This window comes from Stenotrophomonas sp. 05N37 (assembly GCF_056397365.1).
The window spans coordinates 1,224,642-1,238,080 of the sequence record NZ_JBFTNG010000001.1 but is presented as its reverse complement, the minus strand read 5'-3'; the positions used below and the strand labels follow the sequence as shown (position 1 = coordinate 1,238,080).

The window sequence follows — 13,439 nt, the reverse complement described above, 5'->3', positions numbered from 1 at the left end:
CTACTCGCGCGGCCCGGCCGGATCGCGCGGCCGGAACGGCAGCACCACGAAGTCCTGGCCCTCGCGCGGTTGCCACAGCACCGGTACGCGCTGCGGTGAGGGTGGCTCCAGGTCGCCATCGCGCTGCAGGTCCAGCTCGTCCTCGTCTTCCTCCTCCCAGCTGTAGCGCTTGCGCGGGGCCATCGGGTCGGACAGGCGGAACAGCAGTGCGCTGACGATGCCGGCCAGGGCGCCGCCCATGTGCGACTGCCAGGACACGCCCGGCTCGTGCGGGAGGATGGTGATCAGCATGCTGCCGTAGAACAGGAAGGCGATCAGGCCGGCGGCGATGGCCGGGCGATCACGGCGCAGCAGGCCCAGCACGAACACGAGGAACATCAGCCCGTGGGTGATGCCGCTGGCGCCCAGGTGGTGGCTGCCCAGGTCGCCCAGCAACCAGGCACCCAGCCCCGAGCCGACCCACAACAAGGGCAGCGCGCGCAGGGTCGCCTTGGGATAGACGCTGCCGGCCAGGGTGCCGAGGATGAGCAGGGCGACGGCATTGGCGCCCAGGTGCTGGACCGAGCCATGCAGCAGGGGCGCGCCGAGGATGCCGAGCAGCCCGGCCCTGTCCAGCGGGGCGACCGACCATGGGCGCCAGTCGAAGTGGCCCTGGGCGGTGAACACCGCCACCAGCACCAGCACGAAGGCCAGGCTCAGGTTGAACGCCCGCATCACGCGACCTCGGTCGTTGCGGGGCGGGTCCGGCGTGTCGCCGGCGGGCAGGGGCAGGTTGGCGTTCATAGCCTTAGGGATTGCGTCGCCCGGGCTGAACACAAGGGCAACGCAGTGGGAGAGAGAGGTGCCGCCTGCGGGACAATCCCGCAGGCGSCACGATCGGTCAGGCGTGGCCGCCTTCCTTCGGCGGGTTCTTCAGGCTCAACACCACGGTGGCGGCGATGATCACGGCCACCACGCCCAGCGAGATCGGGGTGGGGATCTTGAAGATGTCGATCAGCATCATCTTGATGCCGATGAAGGCCAGTACCAGGGCCAGGCCGTACGGCAGCAGGTGGAAGCGATCGGCCATGCCGGCCAGCAGGAAGAACATCGCGCGCAGGCCGAGCACCGCGAACACGTTGGAGGTGAGCACGATGAACGGGTCGGTGGTGATCGCGAAGATCGCCGGGATGCTGTCCACCGCGAAGATCACGTCGGTCACGGCGATCAGGATCAGCACCACGAACAGCGGGGTGAACCAGCGCTTGCCGTCGCGCATGACGCTCATCGCGTTGCCGGCGTAGTCCGGCAGCAGGCGCAGGTGCTTGCGCATCCAGCGCAGCGCGGGATTGGTCTCCAGGTCCGGCTCGCTGCCGGCGGAGAACCACATCTTCCAGCCGGTGAAGAGCAGGAACGCGCCGAACACGTAGAGCAGCCAATGGAACTTGGTGAGCAGCACGCTACCGGCGAAGATCATGATCGTACGCAGCACGATCGCACCCAGGATGCCGATGATCAGCACCTTCTGCCGCTGTTCCTCGGGCACCGCGAAGTAGCCCATGATCATCAGGAACACGAAGATGTTGTCCACCGCCAGGGCCTTCTCGACCAGGTAGCCGGTCAGGAATTCCAGGCCGACCTTGTTGGCCACCACCTGGCCGGCGGTCTCGTTCAGGTAGTACCAGAGGCCACCGTTGAAGGCCAGGGCCAGCACGACCCAGCCGATGGACCACCACAGGGCCTCCTTGAAGGTGACCTTGTGTGGTCCGCCGTGTCGCATCAAGACCAGATCGACCAGCAGCGCGATGACCACCACCGCGCCGAAGCCGCCCCACAACCACACATTACCGATCGTCTGCATTGGGTTTATCCGTTGGAAAAATGAATGCCTCAAGCCGGACGGCGAGGATCTGCAACGGAGGATCGGGGGGATCCGGGGAGACAGAGCTTCGCCATACGGCGAAGGTCTCGCTCGCAGTCCCGATGGGTGGGACTGCCGTTGCACCGGAGCCTGCGGGCTCGAATTGACGGCGACAACGTCTGGGAGCTACTCCCCTTCTGGGGCCGATTCTGCGGGGTGGCCGGGCCGCCGTCAACTGGATGGGAAGGCCCTGTGCCCGCCTACCCGCGGGCACACCGGCGCGCGGCTGCGGCCCGCGCGAGGGCGGGCCGCATCGCCCGCAGTGCCGAGGGGTGTGGGCTTCCCGGATACAATAGGCGGATGAATACCCCCCTGCCCGTAGTCCGCCTCAAGAACGCCTGGCGCTCCAGCCACCCGTGGATTTTCCAGAAACTGGTCGAAAAGCCCGCCGTCCGTCCCAAGCCCGGTGCCATCGTCGACGTCGTCGGCGTGGACGGGGAGTGGATCGGCCGCGGCTTCTACAACGGGCATTCGCGCATTGCCGTGCGCATCCTGGAAACCGACCAGGCCGTTCCGGTGGACGCGGGCTGGTTCTCGCGCAAGATCGCCCAGGCCGTTTCGCTGCGTCGCGACGTGCTGAAGCTGGATGCGGTGTCCGACGCCTGGCGCGTGGTCCACAGCGAGGGCGATGGCCTGTCCGGTCTGGTGGTGGACCGTTACAACGACCTGGTGGTGGTGGAGTTCTTCGCCGCCGGCATGTTCCGCCACCGCGAATGGATCTATGAGGCGCTGCGCGAGCAGTTCCCCGGCTGCCGTTTCCACAGCTTCGCCGACGAACACGTGCAGAAGCAGGAAAGCTTCGATTTCCACGGCAACACCACCACCGAAGCGTCGGTGATCACCGAGTACGGCGTGAAGTTCCGCGCCGATCCGGCCGGTGCGCACAAGACCGGTTTCTTCGCCGACCAGCGCGAGAACCGCCAGTGGCTGAGCGAGCAGGTGGACGGCAAGACCGTGCTGGACCTGTGCTGCAACACCGGTGGTTTCGCGGTGTATGCGGCCGCGCGTGGTGCCTCCGAGGTGGTCGGCATCGACATCGACGAGGACGTGATCGCGATTGCCAAGGGCAATTCGCGCCTCAACAACGTGCGCCCCAAGTTCATCCAGTCCGACGTGTTCCCGTGGCTGCGCGATGCGGCCAACCGCGGCGAGCAGTTCGACGTGGTGATCCTGGACCCGGCCAAGATGACCCGCGACCGCGACCAGGTGATCACGGCGCTGAAGAAGTACCTGGACATGAACAAGCTGGCACTCGGCGTGGTCAAGCCCGGTGGCCTGTTCGCCACGTTCTCCTGCACCGGCCTGGTGGCCGAGGACCAGTTCCTGGACATGCTGCGCCGTGCCGCGTTCTATTCCGGCCGCACCATCCAGATCCTGAAGGTCGCCGGCGCCGGTCCGGACCATCCGTTCATGGCCCACGTGCAGGAATCGCGCTACCTCAAGGCCGTGTTCTGCCGCGTGCTGGATTGATGGCACCGCGTATGCCGACCGGCGGTCGGCATACGCCGGCCGGTCTGCCGGCCGACCGACCCAACGCCAGGCGCGCCTGGCGGTGTGCCTGCCGATGGTCCACGGCGTTCGGCACGCCTGACGGTGTGCCTGCCGATGGTCCACGGCGTTCGGCACGCCTGGCGGTGTGCCTGCCGATGGTCCACGGCGTTCGGCACGCCTGACGGTGTGCCTGCCGATTGGTCCACGGCGTTCGGCATGCCTGGCGGTGTGCCTGCCGATGGTCCACGGCGTTCGGCACGCCTGGCGGTGTGCCTGCCGATTGGTCCACGGCGTTCGGCATGCCTGGCGGTGTGCCTGCCGATGGTCCACGGCGTTCGGCACGCCTGGCGGTGTGCCTGCCGATTGGTCCACGGCGTTGGGAACGGGTAGAGCCGAGCCATGCTCGGCTGGCCGCGCGCAGCGCGGCAATGCGCCACGCAGCAGCCGAGCATGGCGCGGCTCTACCGCGTGTCTTCCGACAGCGCTATCGTCCTACGCTTCCCATCCAAGGTGATGGCATCCATGACGCTGCGCAGTCTGTCGTTGCTGGTATCGCTGGCGTTGTGCACGCCGCTGGCCGCCCACGCCATCGAGTTCACCCCGCAGGAGCTGGCCAGGGCGTCCACGCTGCAGCAGCGGCTGCTGACGCTGGACAGCCACCTGGATACACCGGCCAACTTCCACCGCGACGGTTTCGACATCCGCCAACGGCACGACCGCAACGCGTTGTCGCAGGTGGATTACCCGCGCATGGTCGAGGGCGCGTTGGATGGTGGCTTCTTCGCGATCTACACCGACCAGGGCGATCGCAGCGCGCGGGCGCACCAGCACGACCGCGATGCCGGCCTGCTGCGGCTGACCGAGATCCGCGAGATGCTCGCCGCGCACCCGGACAGCTTCCAGCTCGCGCTGACCCCCGCCGATGCGGCCAGGATCAAGGCGGCCGGCAAGCGCGTGGTCTACATCAGCATGGAGAACGCCAGCCCGCTGGTCGATGATCCCTCGCTCCTCAGTTACTACCACCTGGCCGGCCTGCGCCTGCTCAGCACGGTGCATTTTGCCAACAACGAGTTCGCCGATTCGGCCACCGATCCCAAGGGCGCCGAATGGAAGGGCCTGAGCCCGGCCGGCAAGGCGCTGGTGGATGAGGCGGTGCGGCTGGGCATCGTCATCGACCAGTCGCACGCGTCCGACGCGGTGTTCGATGACCTGATCGAGCGCATGCCGGTGCCGTTCGTGCTGTCGCACAGCTCGGCCAAGGCGATCTACAACCACCCGCGCAATCTCGACGACACGCGCCTGACGCGGCTGGCCCAGGCCGGTGGGGTGATCCAGGTCAACGCCTACGGCGGCTACCTGATCGACACCGGCAAGAGCGAGGCGCGCAAGGCGGCCGAGACGGCCTTGATGGCGCGGCTCGGCACCGATTACGACGGGATGAGCATCCAGCAGGGCGTCGCGCTGAAGAAGGGGCTGGAGGAGATCGACACGCGCATCCCGCTGCGCAAGGCCACGCTGGAGGACTTCTTCGCCCACCTCGAGCACATCCTCAAGGTGGTCGGCCCCGAACATGTCGGCATCGGGCTGGACTGGGATGGCGGCGGTGGCCTGGCCGATCTGCAGGACGTGAGCCAGCTGCCGAAGATCACCGCGTGGCTGCTGCGCAAGGGCTACAGCGAGAAGCAGATCGCCGGCATCTGGGGCGGCAACCTGCTGCGCGTCATGCAGCAGGCGCAGGCGCATGCCGACAAGGCAGCGACCGCAGCGACCCCCTGACACGCGCAGTGCCGAGCCATGCCCGGCAACCGCAGCAATCGCAGCAATCGCAGCAACGGCGCGGTGAAAGCTCCCGGCACGCGCACATGCGGTGCCGGGACATCCAGTGGACAGCGGCCGACGCCGCCGGTCAGTCCTTCATGACGACCGGACGAAGCGCAACCGGGCGTGGCTCGGCGCTACCCGCACCGATCAGGCCTTGCCCAGCACCGCATGGCGACGCCCGTAAGCGAAGTAGGCGATCAGGCCCAGGACATTCCAGGCCAGGAAATACAGCTGGGTCTTGCTCGGCAGGCTGAAGAACAGGTACAGACAGCCGATCACCGCCAGCGGGCCGACCACGTAGGCCAGCGGGGTGCGGAACTTGCGCACGCGGTTCGGCTCGCGCTTGCGCAGCACCACCAGGCACAGGCCCACCGCGGTGAACGCGGCCAGCGTGCCGGCGTTGGCCAGTGCGGCGATTTCATCCAGGCGGGCCACGCCGGCGAGCGCGGCGACCAGCACCGCGGTGAACAGCGTGGTCGCGATCGGCGTGCCGGTGCGCGCGCTGACCTTGGACAGGCCACGCGGCAGCAGGCCATCGCGCGACATGACGAAGAAGATCCGGCTCTGCCCGTACAGGAAGGCCAGCAGCACCGTCGGCAGGGCGATCACCGCCGCCGCGCCGATCCACTTGGCCGCGCCCGGGCTGCCCAGCTCGCGCAGGATCAGCGCCAGCGGCTCGGCGCTCTGGCCGAAGATCGTGTAGCTCATCGCGCCGACGGCGGCCAGCGCCACCAGCACATAGATGATGGTGCAGCCGACCATCGAGCCGATGATGCCGATGGCCAGGTCGCGGTCGGGCTTCTTGGTCTCTTCCGCCGCGGTGGAGATCGCGTCGAAGCCGTAGAAGGCGAAGAAGATGATCGCCGCGGCCGCCATCACACCGTGCTCGACACCATCGGCACCCACCGACTTGGCGAAGCCGAACGGCATGAACGGCTCCATGTGGCCGGTGTCGAAGTGCGGCAGCGCAATGGCCACGAACACGGTCAGCGCGATGATCTTGACCACCACCAGGATCGCGTTGAGGGTGGCGCTCTCCTTGGTGCCGGCCATCAGCATGCCGGCCACCACGAAGGTGATCAGCACCGCTGGCAGGTTGATGAAGCCGCCCTCGACATGGGGGCCGGCGGTCAACGTCAACGGCAGGTCGATGCCCCATCCGTGCAGGAAGCCGACCGCGTAGCCGGACCACCCGACCGCGACCGTGCTGACCACCAGCGAGTATTCCAGGATCAGGCTCCAGCCCACCACCCAGGCCACGGTCTCACCGAGCGCGGCGTAACTGTAGGTGTAGGCGCTGCCGGCGGCCGGCATCATGGTCGCCAGTTCGGCGTAGGACAGTGCCGCGCAGGCGCAGACCGCGCCGGCGATCGCAAAGGAGATCAGCACGGCCGGGCCGGCCAGGTTGGCGCCCACCCCGATCAGGGTGTAGATGCCGGTGCCGACGATGGCGCCGATGCCCAACGCGATCAGATGCGGCCAGCTCAGGGTCGGGACCAGCTGCCTGCCGGCTTCGTGGACGGTGACCTGGTCGATGGACTTGCGCCGGAGCAATGACATGGGGCCTCGCGGGAATGACTGTTAAAGACAAGTCAGCGAGTTTTACCGAACGCGGTGCAGCATTACTACTGCCAAGCGTCCCGGCAAGCCGCATGGCGCATCTGACTGGGGCAGGGGTGACGAAATCGGCACAACACGCCGATCACGGCCACTGGCACCCGTTGTCGGTGGTGGCGCCGATGTCCTCGTGGAACGCGGTCTGCCGGCCACTGCGCGCATGGACGTAGTCGAAGCCGTAGATCCGCGCGCCCTGGGTGCTGATCAGGTAACGGCCGTTCACCGTGCCGTCCAGGTGTTCCAGCCATACCGAATCGAACTGCCAGGGGCGGCCCTTGGCCATCTCGGTGCTGTCCTGCGACAGCAGGGTCAGGCGCAGCCATTGGGTCTTGCCGGCGTAGCGCACGTAGCTGACGCGTTCGTTGCCCGCGCCGGCCTCGGGCAGCTTCCAGGCCAGGTGGATGCGGTCGCCGTCGCCGCCGGTCAGGCAGCGGACTTCACCGGCGTGGGCCGGGGCGATGGCCAGCAGCAGCGGGAGCAGGGCGGGCAGGCGCATGTGGGCGTATCCGGCAGGCAGGGCAGGCGGGGGCACGGTAGCCAATCAACCGGGCGGCTGCAGCACGATGCCGCGGCGACCGGCATCGATGACCGGCGCCGCGTTGGCCGCCTGGAGCTGGTCGACCACGCACGCGAAGTCGTGCTGCTGGCCGAACGCATGTTCGTCCAGGGTCAGGGGAATGAGCTGCAGGAACCGGAACTGGCCGCTGTGCAGCCGCTGCACGTCGCCCAGGTGATGGGCCGGGGCGAACACCAATGCCTGCAGCACGCTGTCGGCGTGGTCGATCGGGCTGCCGATGCGCATCCGGTCCCACAGGTCCAAGGGCGCGTGGTCGCCCATGCGGCCGGCGGCCAGCAGCAGCTGGTAGGCGCAGAAGCGCTGCACCAGGGTCATTGCCCACGGCGCACGCTCGCGGGTCTGCAGCAGGAACTCCATGCCCAGCCCGGAGACGTCATCGGGGTCGGCTTCGGTCGCCTCCCAGGGATTGGACAGCCCGGAGCTGACATACGCCCAGCCCGCACGCGTGGGGCTGGGCGGGCACTCGAACACCCCGATGTGCAGCCAGCGCGGGTCGACATCGTCCTGGCCGAACACCGCGGAGAACACCGCGGGGTCGAGCGGATGGATGCCCGGCCCCAACGCGCCCAGCAATGACGGGTAGAGGGTTTCCTCGCGCTGTTTCCAGGCGCGGCTCAGCAGGTCATCGTGGTCGGACATCCGGTTACTCGCAGGCGATGGGCGCGCCATTGTCGCCCATCACCCCTCGCTGCCCGCGTGCCACCGGAACTCAGCGGTCCAGCGTGGCCATCGCCGCAGGGGCGTAGCGCATGCCCGCGGCGGCGTTGGCCGGGAAGATCGCGTCGATCTTCGCCCGTTCGTCCGCGCTCAGCTGCACCTGCAGTGCGCCGAGGTTCTCTTCCAGGTAGGCGATCCGCTTGGTGCCCGGGATCGGCACCAGGTCCTCGCCCTGGGCCAGCACCCAGGCCAGCGCCAGTTGGCCGGGGGTGATGCCCTTGGCGCGCGCCATCGCGGTGACCGCGTCCACCAGCGCCAGGTTGCGGCCGAAGTTGTCCCCCTGGAAGCGCGGCGACTGCCGGCGGTAGTCGTCGGTGTCGAAGTCGTCCGGGCTGCGTATGGCGCCGGTGAGGAAGCCACGGCCCAGCGGCGAGTAAGGCACGAAGCCGATCCCCAACTCGCGTACGGTGTCCAGCACGCCGTTGTCCTGTGGCTCGCGCGACCACAGGGAGAACTCGGTCTGCACCGCGGTGATCGGGTGCACCGCATGCGCGCGGCGGATGGTGGCCGCCGAGGCCTCGGACATGCCGAGGAAGCGCACCTTGCCCTGTTCGACCAGGCGCGCCATCGCACCGATCGTGTCCTCGATCGGGACGCTCGCATCCACCCGGTGCTGGTAGTACAGGTCGATGTGATCCACGCCCAGCCGCTGCAGGCTGGCCTCGCAGGCAGCGATCACGTAGTCCGGGCGGCCATCCACGCTGCGTGCGGCGCTGTCGCTCGGCTCCAGCCGGATGCCGAACTTGGTGGCCAGGAAGACCTGGTCGCGGCGCCCGGCGATCGCCTTGCCGACCAGCACTTCGTTGGTGTGCGGGCCGTACATGTCGGCGGTGTCGAGCAGGGTGACGCCGAGCTCCAGCGCGCGGTGGATGACCGCCGTGGCGTCGGCATCGCTGCCGCGCCCGCCGTAGAAGGCGCTCATGCCCATGCAGCCCAGGCCGAGCGCGGAAACGGTGGGGCCGTGGCGGCCGAGGGTGCGGGTCTGCATGGGGGAATCTCCAGGGAAGCGGGGGAAAGGATGACGCGGGTGGCCGCCATGCCGGGGCGGGGCGGCGCGGAGGTCCAGCATCCTCCCGTGGACTATGTGGATAAACTGCCCGTTCCTTCATCTGCCATGAAGCTGGTCTTCATAATGAGCGCCCAACGCCCGTTGTCCGCCGTGGTCGCCTTCGCCCGCGTGGCCCACCATGCCAGCTTCACCCGGGCGGCCGACGAGCTGGGTGTATCGCCATCGGCGCTGTCGCAGACGGTGCGCGCGCTGGAAGTCGGGATGGGCGTGCGCCTGCTGCATCGGACCACGCGCCGGGTGGGCCTGACCGAACACGGCGCCCGCTTCCTTGACCGCGTGCGCGCGGGCCTGGCCCAGATCGACGCCGCGTTCGAGGACCTGGACAGCGTGCGCGATGTCCCGGCCGGCAAGCTGCGCATCAACGTGCCCCGGATTGCCGCCGAACTGCTGGTGTTGCCGCACCTGCCGGGCTTCCTGGCGCGGTACCCGCAGGTGGAGGTGGAGCTGTTCGTGGAGACGGCGCTGACCGACCTGGTCGCCGGCGGCTTCGATGCCGGGATCCGGCTGGGCGAGAGCCTCGCCCGCGACATGATCGCAGTGCCGATCGGCCCACTCGAGCGCCAGGTCGTGGTGGCCACCCCCGCCTATCTGGCCCGGCACGGCGTGCCTGCCACCCCGGCCGCGCTGGTCGGGCACGAGTGCATCGTGCACCGCCTCAGCAACGGCAGGCCGATGCCCTGGGAGTTCACCCGCGACGGCCGCGACTTCGACGTGGAAGTGGCCGGCCGGCTGGTGTTCAACGATGCGGGGCTGATCCACGCCGCCGTGCGCGCCGGCCTGGGCATGGCCCAGGGTTTCGAGGCGCTGATGGCGGCCGACATCGCGGCCGGGCGGCTGCAGTGCGTATTGCAGGACTGGCAGGCGCCGTTCGCCGGTTTCCACCTGTACTACCCGGCGCGCGAGCAGATGGCACCGAAGCTGCGGGTGTTCATCGACTACCTGCGCCAGGCCCTGCGCAATCGCTGAGCCGCGTGCTCAGGCCGGGTGGGCGCACGAGGCGCCCCTGACCAGCGCGTGCAGCCGCTCATCCAGGCTCGAGGGGCCCTGCGGGAACACCGCGTGGGCATCCTCGGGAAAGCGCTTGCAGCGCAGCGTGCCGTGCGCATCGAACACCCGCCAGCCCTGGCCGGCACGCTCGGCCTCGCCGATGTGCCGGCACAGCGCCCGTTCCAGGCTGGCATCGCAGTCGAAGCGCCAGGTGCTCAGGTCGATGCGGTCCAGTGGCTGCAGGCTGGCGAGGATGCGGCCCACCGCAGGACTGGCCAGGTCGGTGCGGCCGGTGGCCATGCACAGCAGTCGTTCGTCATGGCCGATCAGGTGCTGGACGAAATACACAGGGGGCATCGCTCCAATCTCCGTGTAGCGCGCGGACGCGGGGCGCCCGTCGGCGATGGGCCGATTGGACACGTCGGACACGCGCTGCGGAATCTGAAATTATTGATTGAGGTGCCGCGCTTGCATGGCACGGTCTATTCGCGCAGCGGCACGAGAGCCTGGCTGCATCGCCGCAGACGCATGCAGGGCAGGGGTGTCAGCCGCTGACGCCGAGGCGGACGCCGAACCCGATCAGGAAGACACCCGCGATCCGTCGCAGGAAAAGCCCTACACGCGGATGCTGGAGAATCCGGCGGCGGAGCAGGTTGCCGACCCCGATCAGCACCGAGCAGTACGCCAGGCCCATGACGAAGATGATCACCGCCATGGTCGCGAACGTGGCCATGCCCTGGTGGCGGGCCGGGTCGATGAACAACGGCAGGAAGGCCATGTAGAAGATGATCGCCTTCGGGTTGAGCAGGTTGATCAGCACCGCTTGGCGGAAGTAATGCCCCGGCTGCAGGCGGATGCCGCCCTCCTCGCCGCTGCTGCGCGGCGCGCGCAGCAGCCCGATGCCGATCCACACCAGGTAGGCGGCGCCGAGGTACTGCACCGCGTGGAACACCAGCGGGTTGGCCTTGAGCAGCGCGGCCACGCCGGCCACCGCCAGCCACATCAGGATCTGGTCACCGAGCAGCAGCCCGAACAAGGCGGTATAGCCGCCGCGCACGCCGCCACGGCCGGTGGCGGTGAGCAGGGTGAAGGTGCCCGGGCCCGGCAATGCCAGGAACACCAGCACGGCGGCAATGAAGGTCCACAGGTCCTGGATGCCCATCCACGGCATGGCGGCGACTCGACTACGGGGGGAGCGCCATTGTCCGGCACCGCCCGGCGTACCGATAGCGTCAGGCGTCCAAGCGCGGCAGGTCGGCCAGCAACGGCTGCAGGCGCTGCGCCAACAGGGCATGCAACTGCCGGATGGCCGGCGAGAACTGCTTGCGGTGCGGGCACACCAGGTTCAACGGCAGGCTGTCGCCGGCACCGCCCAGCAGCACCTGCAGGCGGCCGGCACGCACGTCCCCGCACACGTCCAGCCAGGACTTGAACACGATGCCTTCGCCGGCCACGGCCCAGCGGCGCACCACGTCGGCATCGTCGCAGACCATGTTGCCGCGCACCGGCACCACCACGCGGCGGCCATCGACCTCGACGTTCCAGCGGTCGTAGGCGCGCCCGGCCAACTGGTAGAGCAGGCAGTGGTGGTCCTTGAGCGCCTCCAGGGTATCCGGCGTGCCGTGCCGTGCCAGGTACGCCGGCGCGGCCGCCAGCACCCGGCGGTTGCCCGGCAGCAGCGGCAGGGCGACATAGCTGGCGTTGTCGAAGCGGCCGAGCCGGAACGCGACGTCGACCGGGTCGCGGAACACATCGGCGACCTGGTCGGACAACTGCAGCCGCAGCTGCAGCTTCGGGTGGGCAGTGCGGAACTCGGTGAGCCACGGCAGCAGCACGTTGCGACCCAGGTCCGAGGGCGCGGCCACCTGCAACACCCCCCGCAGTTCGGCATCTTCGCCGCGGACCCGGGCCTGGCCCTCGCTGAGGGTGGCCAGCACTTCCTGCGCATAGGGCAGGTAGAGCGCGCCTTCGGCGGTCAGGCGCAGGCTGCGGGTGGAGCGCACGAACAGGCGCAGGTCCAGTTCGCGTTCCAGCCGGGCCACGGCCGCGGCGACCTGGCCGGGCAGGAGGTCGGCCTCACGTGCGGCGTTGGAGAAACTGCCCAGCGCGGCGGTGCGGACGAACAGGCCGAGATCGTCGATCCGGATCATTTTCATTCCTGCAGTGAAAGTGCTGACCGATTCTGCGCCTTTCCGACGGCGGCGGCGGAGCGCAGGCTGTGTTTCTTCCCGAACGGACCCGCCCCGATGAAAGCCATCGCCTACACCCAGCACGGCCTGCCGATCAGCGACCCGCGCGCGCTGCAGGACATTACCCTGCCGATCCCCAGCCCCGGCCCGCGCGACCTGCGCGTGGAAGTACGGGCGATCTCGGTCAACCCAGTGGACACCAAGGTGCGCAACGGCGTGGCCGTGGACGAACCGCGCGTGCTGGGGTGGGATGCGGTCGGGATCGTGGATGCGGTCGGCAGCGAGGTGCAGCTGTTCCAGCCCGGCGATGCGGTCTTCTATGCCGGCGCGATCGGTCGCCCGGGCAGCAATGCCGAGTACCAGCTGGTGGACGAGCGCATCGTCGGGCACAAGCCGGCCAGCCTGGACGATGCCGCGGCCGCGGCGCTGCCCCTGACCGCGATCACCGCCTGGGAGCTGCTGTTCGACCGCCTGCGCATCCCCGAAGGCGGCGGCGAGGGTCAGACCCTGCTGGTGATCGGCGCGGCCGGCGGGGTGGGCTCGATCCTGGTCCAGCTGGCCCGCCAGCTGACCGGCCTGACCGTGATCGGCACCGCCTCGCGCCCGGATACCCAGGACTGGGTCTACGGCCTGGGCGCGCACCATGTGATCGACCATTCGCAGCCGCTCACCGACGGCCTGCAGCGACTGGGCATCGCCGAGGTCAGCCACGTGGCCAGCCTCACCCACACCGACCAGCACTACGACCAGATCGTGGCCGCGCTGGCCCCGCAGGGACAGCTGGCGCTGATCGACGACCCCGGCCAGCTCGACGTGATGGCGCTCAAGCGCAAGAGCCTGTCGCTGCATTGGGAGTCGATGTTCACCCGCTCCAGCTTCAGCACCCCGGACCTGCAGCGCCAGCACGACCTGCTCGAACGCGTGGCCGCGCTGGTCGATGCCGGCGTCCTGCGCACCACGCTGGGCGAACACTACGGCCGCATCAACGCCGCCAACCTGCGCCAGGCGCACACCCTGATCGAGAGCCACCGCGCGCGCGGCAAGCTGGTCCTCGAAGGCTTCTGACCCCCA

13 protein-coding genes are annotated in these 13,439 nt (G+C 68.9%); 4 read left to right on the top strand and 9 right to left on the bottom strand.

The features are described 5' to 3' along the window. Positions 1–783: a rhomboid family intramembrane serine protease gene (locus AC1DGC_RS05375; RefSeq protein WP_478047366.1), complete on the bottom strand. Its 783-nt coding sequence runs from the start codon at positions 781–783 to the stop codon at positions 1–3. A 97-nt stretch (positions 784–880) separates the two neighbouring features. After that, the gene (locus AC1DGC_RS05370) at positions 881–1,840 is read right to left on the bottom strand and encodes a TerC family protein (protein WP_259208073.1); all 960 of its coding nucleotides are present in this window, start codon (positions 1,838–1,840) and stop codon (positions 881–883) included. A gap of 360 nt (positions 1,841–2,200) precedes the next feature. Here AC1DGC_RS05370 and AC1DGC_RS05365 point away from each other — a divergent pair, with 360 nt between their 5' ends. Together AC1DGC_RS05365 and AC1DGC_RS05360 are read left to right on the top strand one after the other, a co-directional pair. Beyond that, on the top strand, positions 2,201–3,370 hold the full coding sequence (locus AC1DGC_RS05365; RefSeq protein WP_394164885.1) for a class I SAM-dependent rRNA methyltransferase: 1,170 nt from the start codon (positions 2,201–2,203) through the stop codon (positions 3,368–3,370). Between the two features lie 543 nt (positions 3,371–3,913). Beyond that, on the top strand, positions 3,914–5,167 hold the full coding sequence (locus AC1DGC_RS05360) for a dipeptidase (protein WP_478047365.1): 1,254 nt from the start codon (positions 3,914–3,916) through the stop codon (positions 5,165–5,167). 192 nt (positions 5,168–5,359) lie between these two features. On the opposite strand, the gene AC1DGC_RS05355 is transcribed toward AC1DGC_RS05360, so the two are convergent. From AC1DGC_RS05355 to AC1DGC_RS05340, 4 genes are all read right to left on the bottom strand, one after another. Further along, positions 5,360–6,772, bottom strand: coding sequence for an amino acid permease (locus tag AC1DGC_RS05355; RefSeq protein WP_259208078.1), 1,413 nt, complete (start codon positions 6,770–6,772; stop codon positions 5,360–5,362). 142 nt (positions 6,773–6,914) lie between these two features. Then, positions 6,915–7,325 (bottom strand): hypothetical protein, encoded by a 411-nt coding sequence (locus tag AC1DGC_RS05350; RefSeq protein ID WP_478047364.1) that lies wholly within the window; start codon positions 7,323–7,325, stop codon positions 6,915–6,917. A 45-nt stretch (positions 7,326–7,370) separates the two neighbouring features. Then, positions 7,371–8,045, bottom strand: coding sequence for a suppressor of fused domain protein (locus tag AC1DGC_RS05345; RefSeq protein ID WP_478047363.1), 675 nt, complete (start codon positions 8,043–8,045; stop codon positions 7,371–7,373). 70 nt (positions 8,046–8,115) lie between these two features. Continuing rightward, complete coding sequence (locus AC1DGC_RS05340; protein WP_259208084.1) at positions 8,116–9,111, bottom strand: aldo/keto reductase; 996 nt, start codon at positions 9,109–9,111, stop codon at positions 8,116–8,118. Positions 9,112–9,255: 144 nt separating this feature from the next. On the opposite strand from AC1DGC_RS05340, the gene AC1DGC_RS05335 reads away from it, so the two are divergent. Beyond that, the gene (locus AC1DGC_RS05335) at positions 9,256–10,158 is read left to right on the top strand and encodes a LysR family transcriptional regulator (RefSeq protein ID WP_478047362.1); all 903 of its coding nucleotides are present in this window, start codon (positions 9,256–9,258) and stop codon (positions 10,156–10,158) included. A gap of 9 nt (positions 10,159–10,167) precedes the next feature. On the opposite strand, the gene AC1DGC_RS05330 is transcribed toward AC1DGC_RS05335, so the two are convergent. The 3 genes from AC1DGC_RS05330 to AC1DGC_RS05320 all read right to left on the bottom strand — a co-directional run bounded on the left by AC1DGC_RS05330 (position 10,168) and on the right by AC1DGC_RS05320 (position 12,335). After that, positions 10,168–10,536: a hypothetical protein gene (locus AC1DGC_RS05330; RefSeq protein WP_259208087.1), complete on the bottom strand. Its 369-nt coding sequence runs from the start codon at positions 10,534–10,536 to the stop codon at positions 10,168–10,170. Between the two features lie 187 nt (positions 10,537–10,723). After that, entirely contained in the window at positions 10,724–11,350 is a 627-nt protein-coding gene (gene leuE / locus AC1DGC_RS05325; protein ID WP_259208089.1) for a leucine efflux protein LeuE, read from the bottom strand. A 61-nt stretch (positions 11,351–11,411) separates the two neighbouring features. Further along, a complete protein-coding gene (locus AC1DGC_RS05320) occupies positions 11,412–12,335 on the bottom strand; it encodes a LysR family transcriptional regulator (RefSeq protein ID WP_394164735.1) in 924 nt (307 codons plus the stop codon). A gap of 90 nt (positions 12,336–12,425) precedes the next feature. Between AC1DGC_RS05320 and AC1DGC_RS05315 the strand changes: the two genes are divergently transcribed. Next, positions 12,426–13,433, top strand: a complete 1,008-nt coding sequence (locus tag AC1DGC_RS05315) for a zinc-binding alcohol dehydrogenase family protein (protein WP_478047361.1) — start codon at positions 12,426–12,428, stop codon at positions 13,431–13,433. The last annotated feature ends 6 nt before the right edge of the window (positions 13,434–13,439 follow it).

Coding starts and splice junctions, on each gene's coding strand:
- AC1DGC_RS05365 (WP_394164885.1), top strand. CDS start 2,201: ATGAATACCCCCCTGCCCGTAGTCCGCCTCAAGAACGCCTGGCGCTCC.
- AC1DGC_RS05370 (WP_259208073.1), bottom strand. CDS start 1,840: ATGCAGACGATCGGTAATGTGTGGTTGTGGGGCGGCTTCGGCGCGGTG.
- AC1DGC_RS05360 (WP_478047365.1), top strand. CDS start 3,914: ATGACGCTGCGCAGTCTGTCGTTGCTGGTATCGCTGGCGTTGTGCACG.
- AC1DGC_RS05320 (WP_394164735.1), bottom strand. CDS start 12,335: ATGAAAATGATCCGGATCGACGATCTCGGCCTGTTCGTCCGCACCGCC.
- AC1DGC_RS05315 (WP_478047361.1), top strand. CDS start 12,426: ATGAAAGCCATCGCCTACACCCAGCACGGCCTGCCGATCAGCGACCCG.
- AC1DGC_RS05335 (WP_478047362.1), top strand. CDS start 9,256: ATGAGCGCCCAACGCCCGTTGTCCGCCGTGGTCGCCTTCGCCCGCGTG.
- AC1DGC_RS05355 (WP_259208078.1), bottom strand. CDS start 6,772: ATGTCATTGCTCCGGCGCAAGTCCATCGACCAGGTCACCGTCCACGAA.
- AC1DGC_RS05350 (WP_478047364.1), bottom strand. CDS start 7,325: ATGCGCCTGCCCGCCCTGCTCCCGCTGCTGCTGGCCATCGCCCCGGCC.
- leuE (WP_259208089.1), bottom strand. CDS start 11,350: ATGCCGTGGATGGGCATCCAGGACCTGTGGACCTTCATTGCCGCCGTG.
- AC1DGC_RS05330 (WP_259208087.1), bottom strand. CDS start 10,536: ATGCCCCCTGTGTATTTCGTCCAGCACCTGATCGGCCATGACGAACGA.
- AC1DGC_RS05345 (WP_478047363.1), bottom strand. CDS start 8,045: ATGTCCGACCACGATGACCTGCTGAGCCGCGCCTGGAAACAGCGCGAG.
- AC1DGC_RS05375 (WP_478047366.1), bottom strand. CDS start 783: ATGAACGCCAACCTGCCCCTGCCCGCCGGCGACACGCCGGACCCGCCC.
- AC1DGC_RS05340 (WP_259208084.1), bottom strand. CDS start 9,111: ATGCAGACCCGCACCCTCGGCCGCCACGGCCCCACCGTTTCCGCGCTC.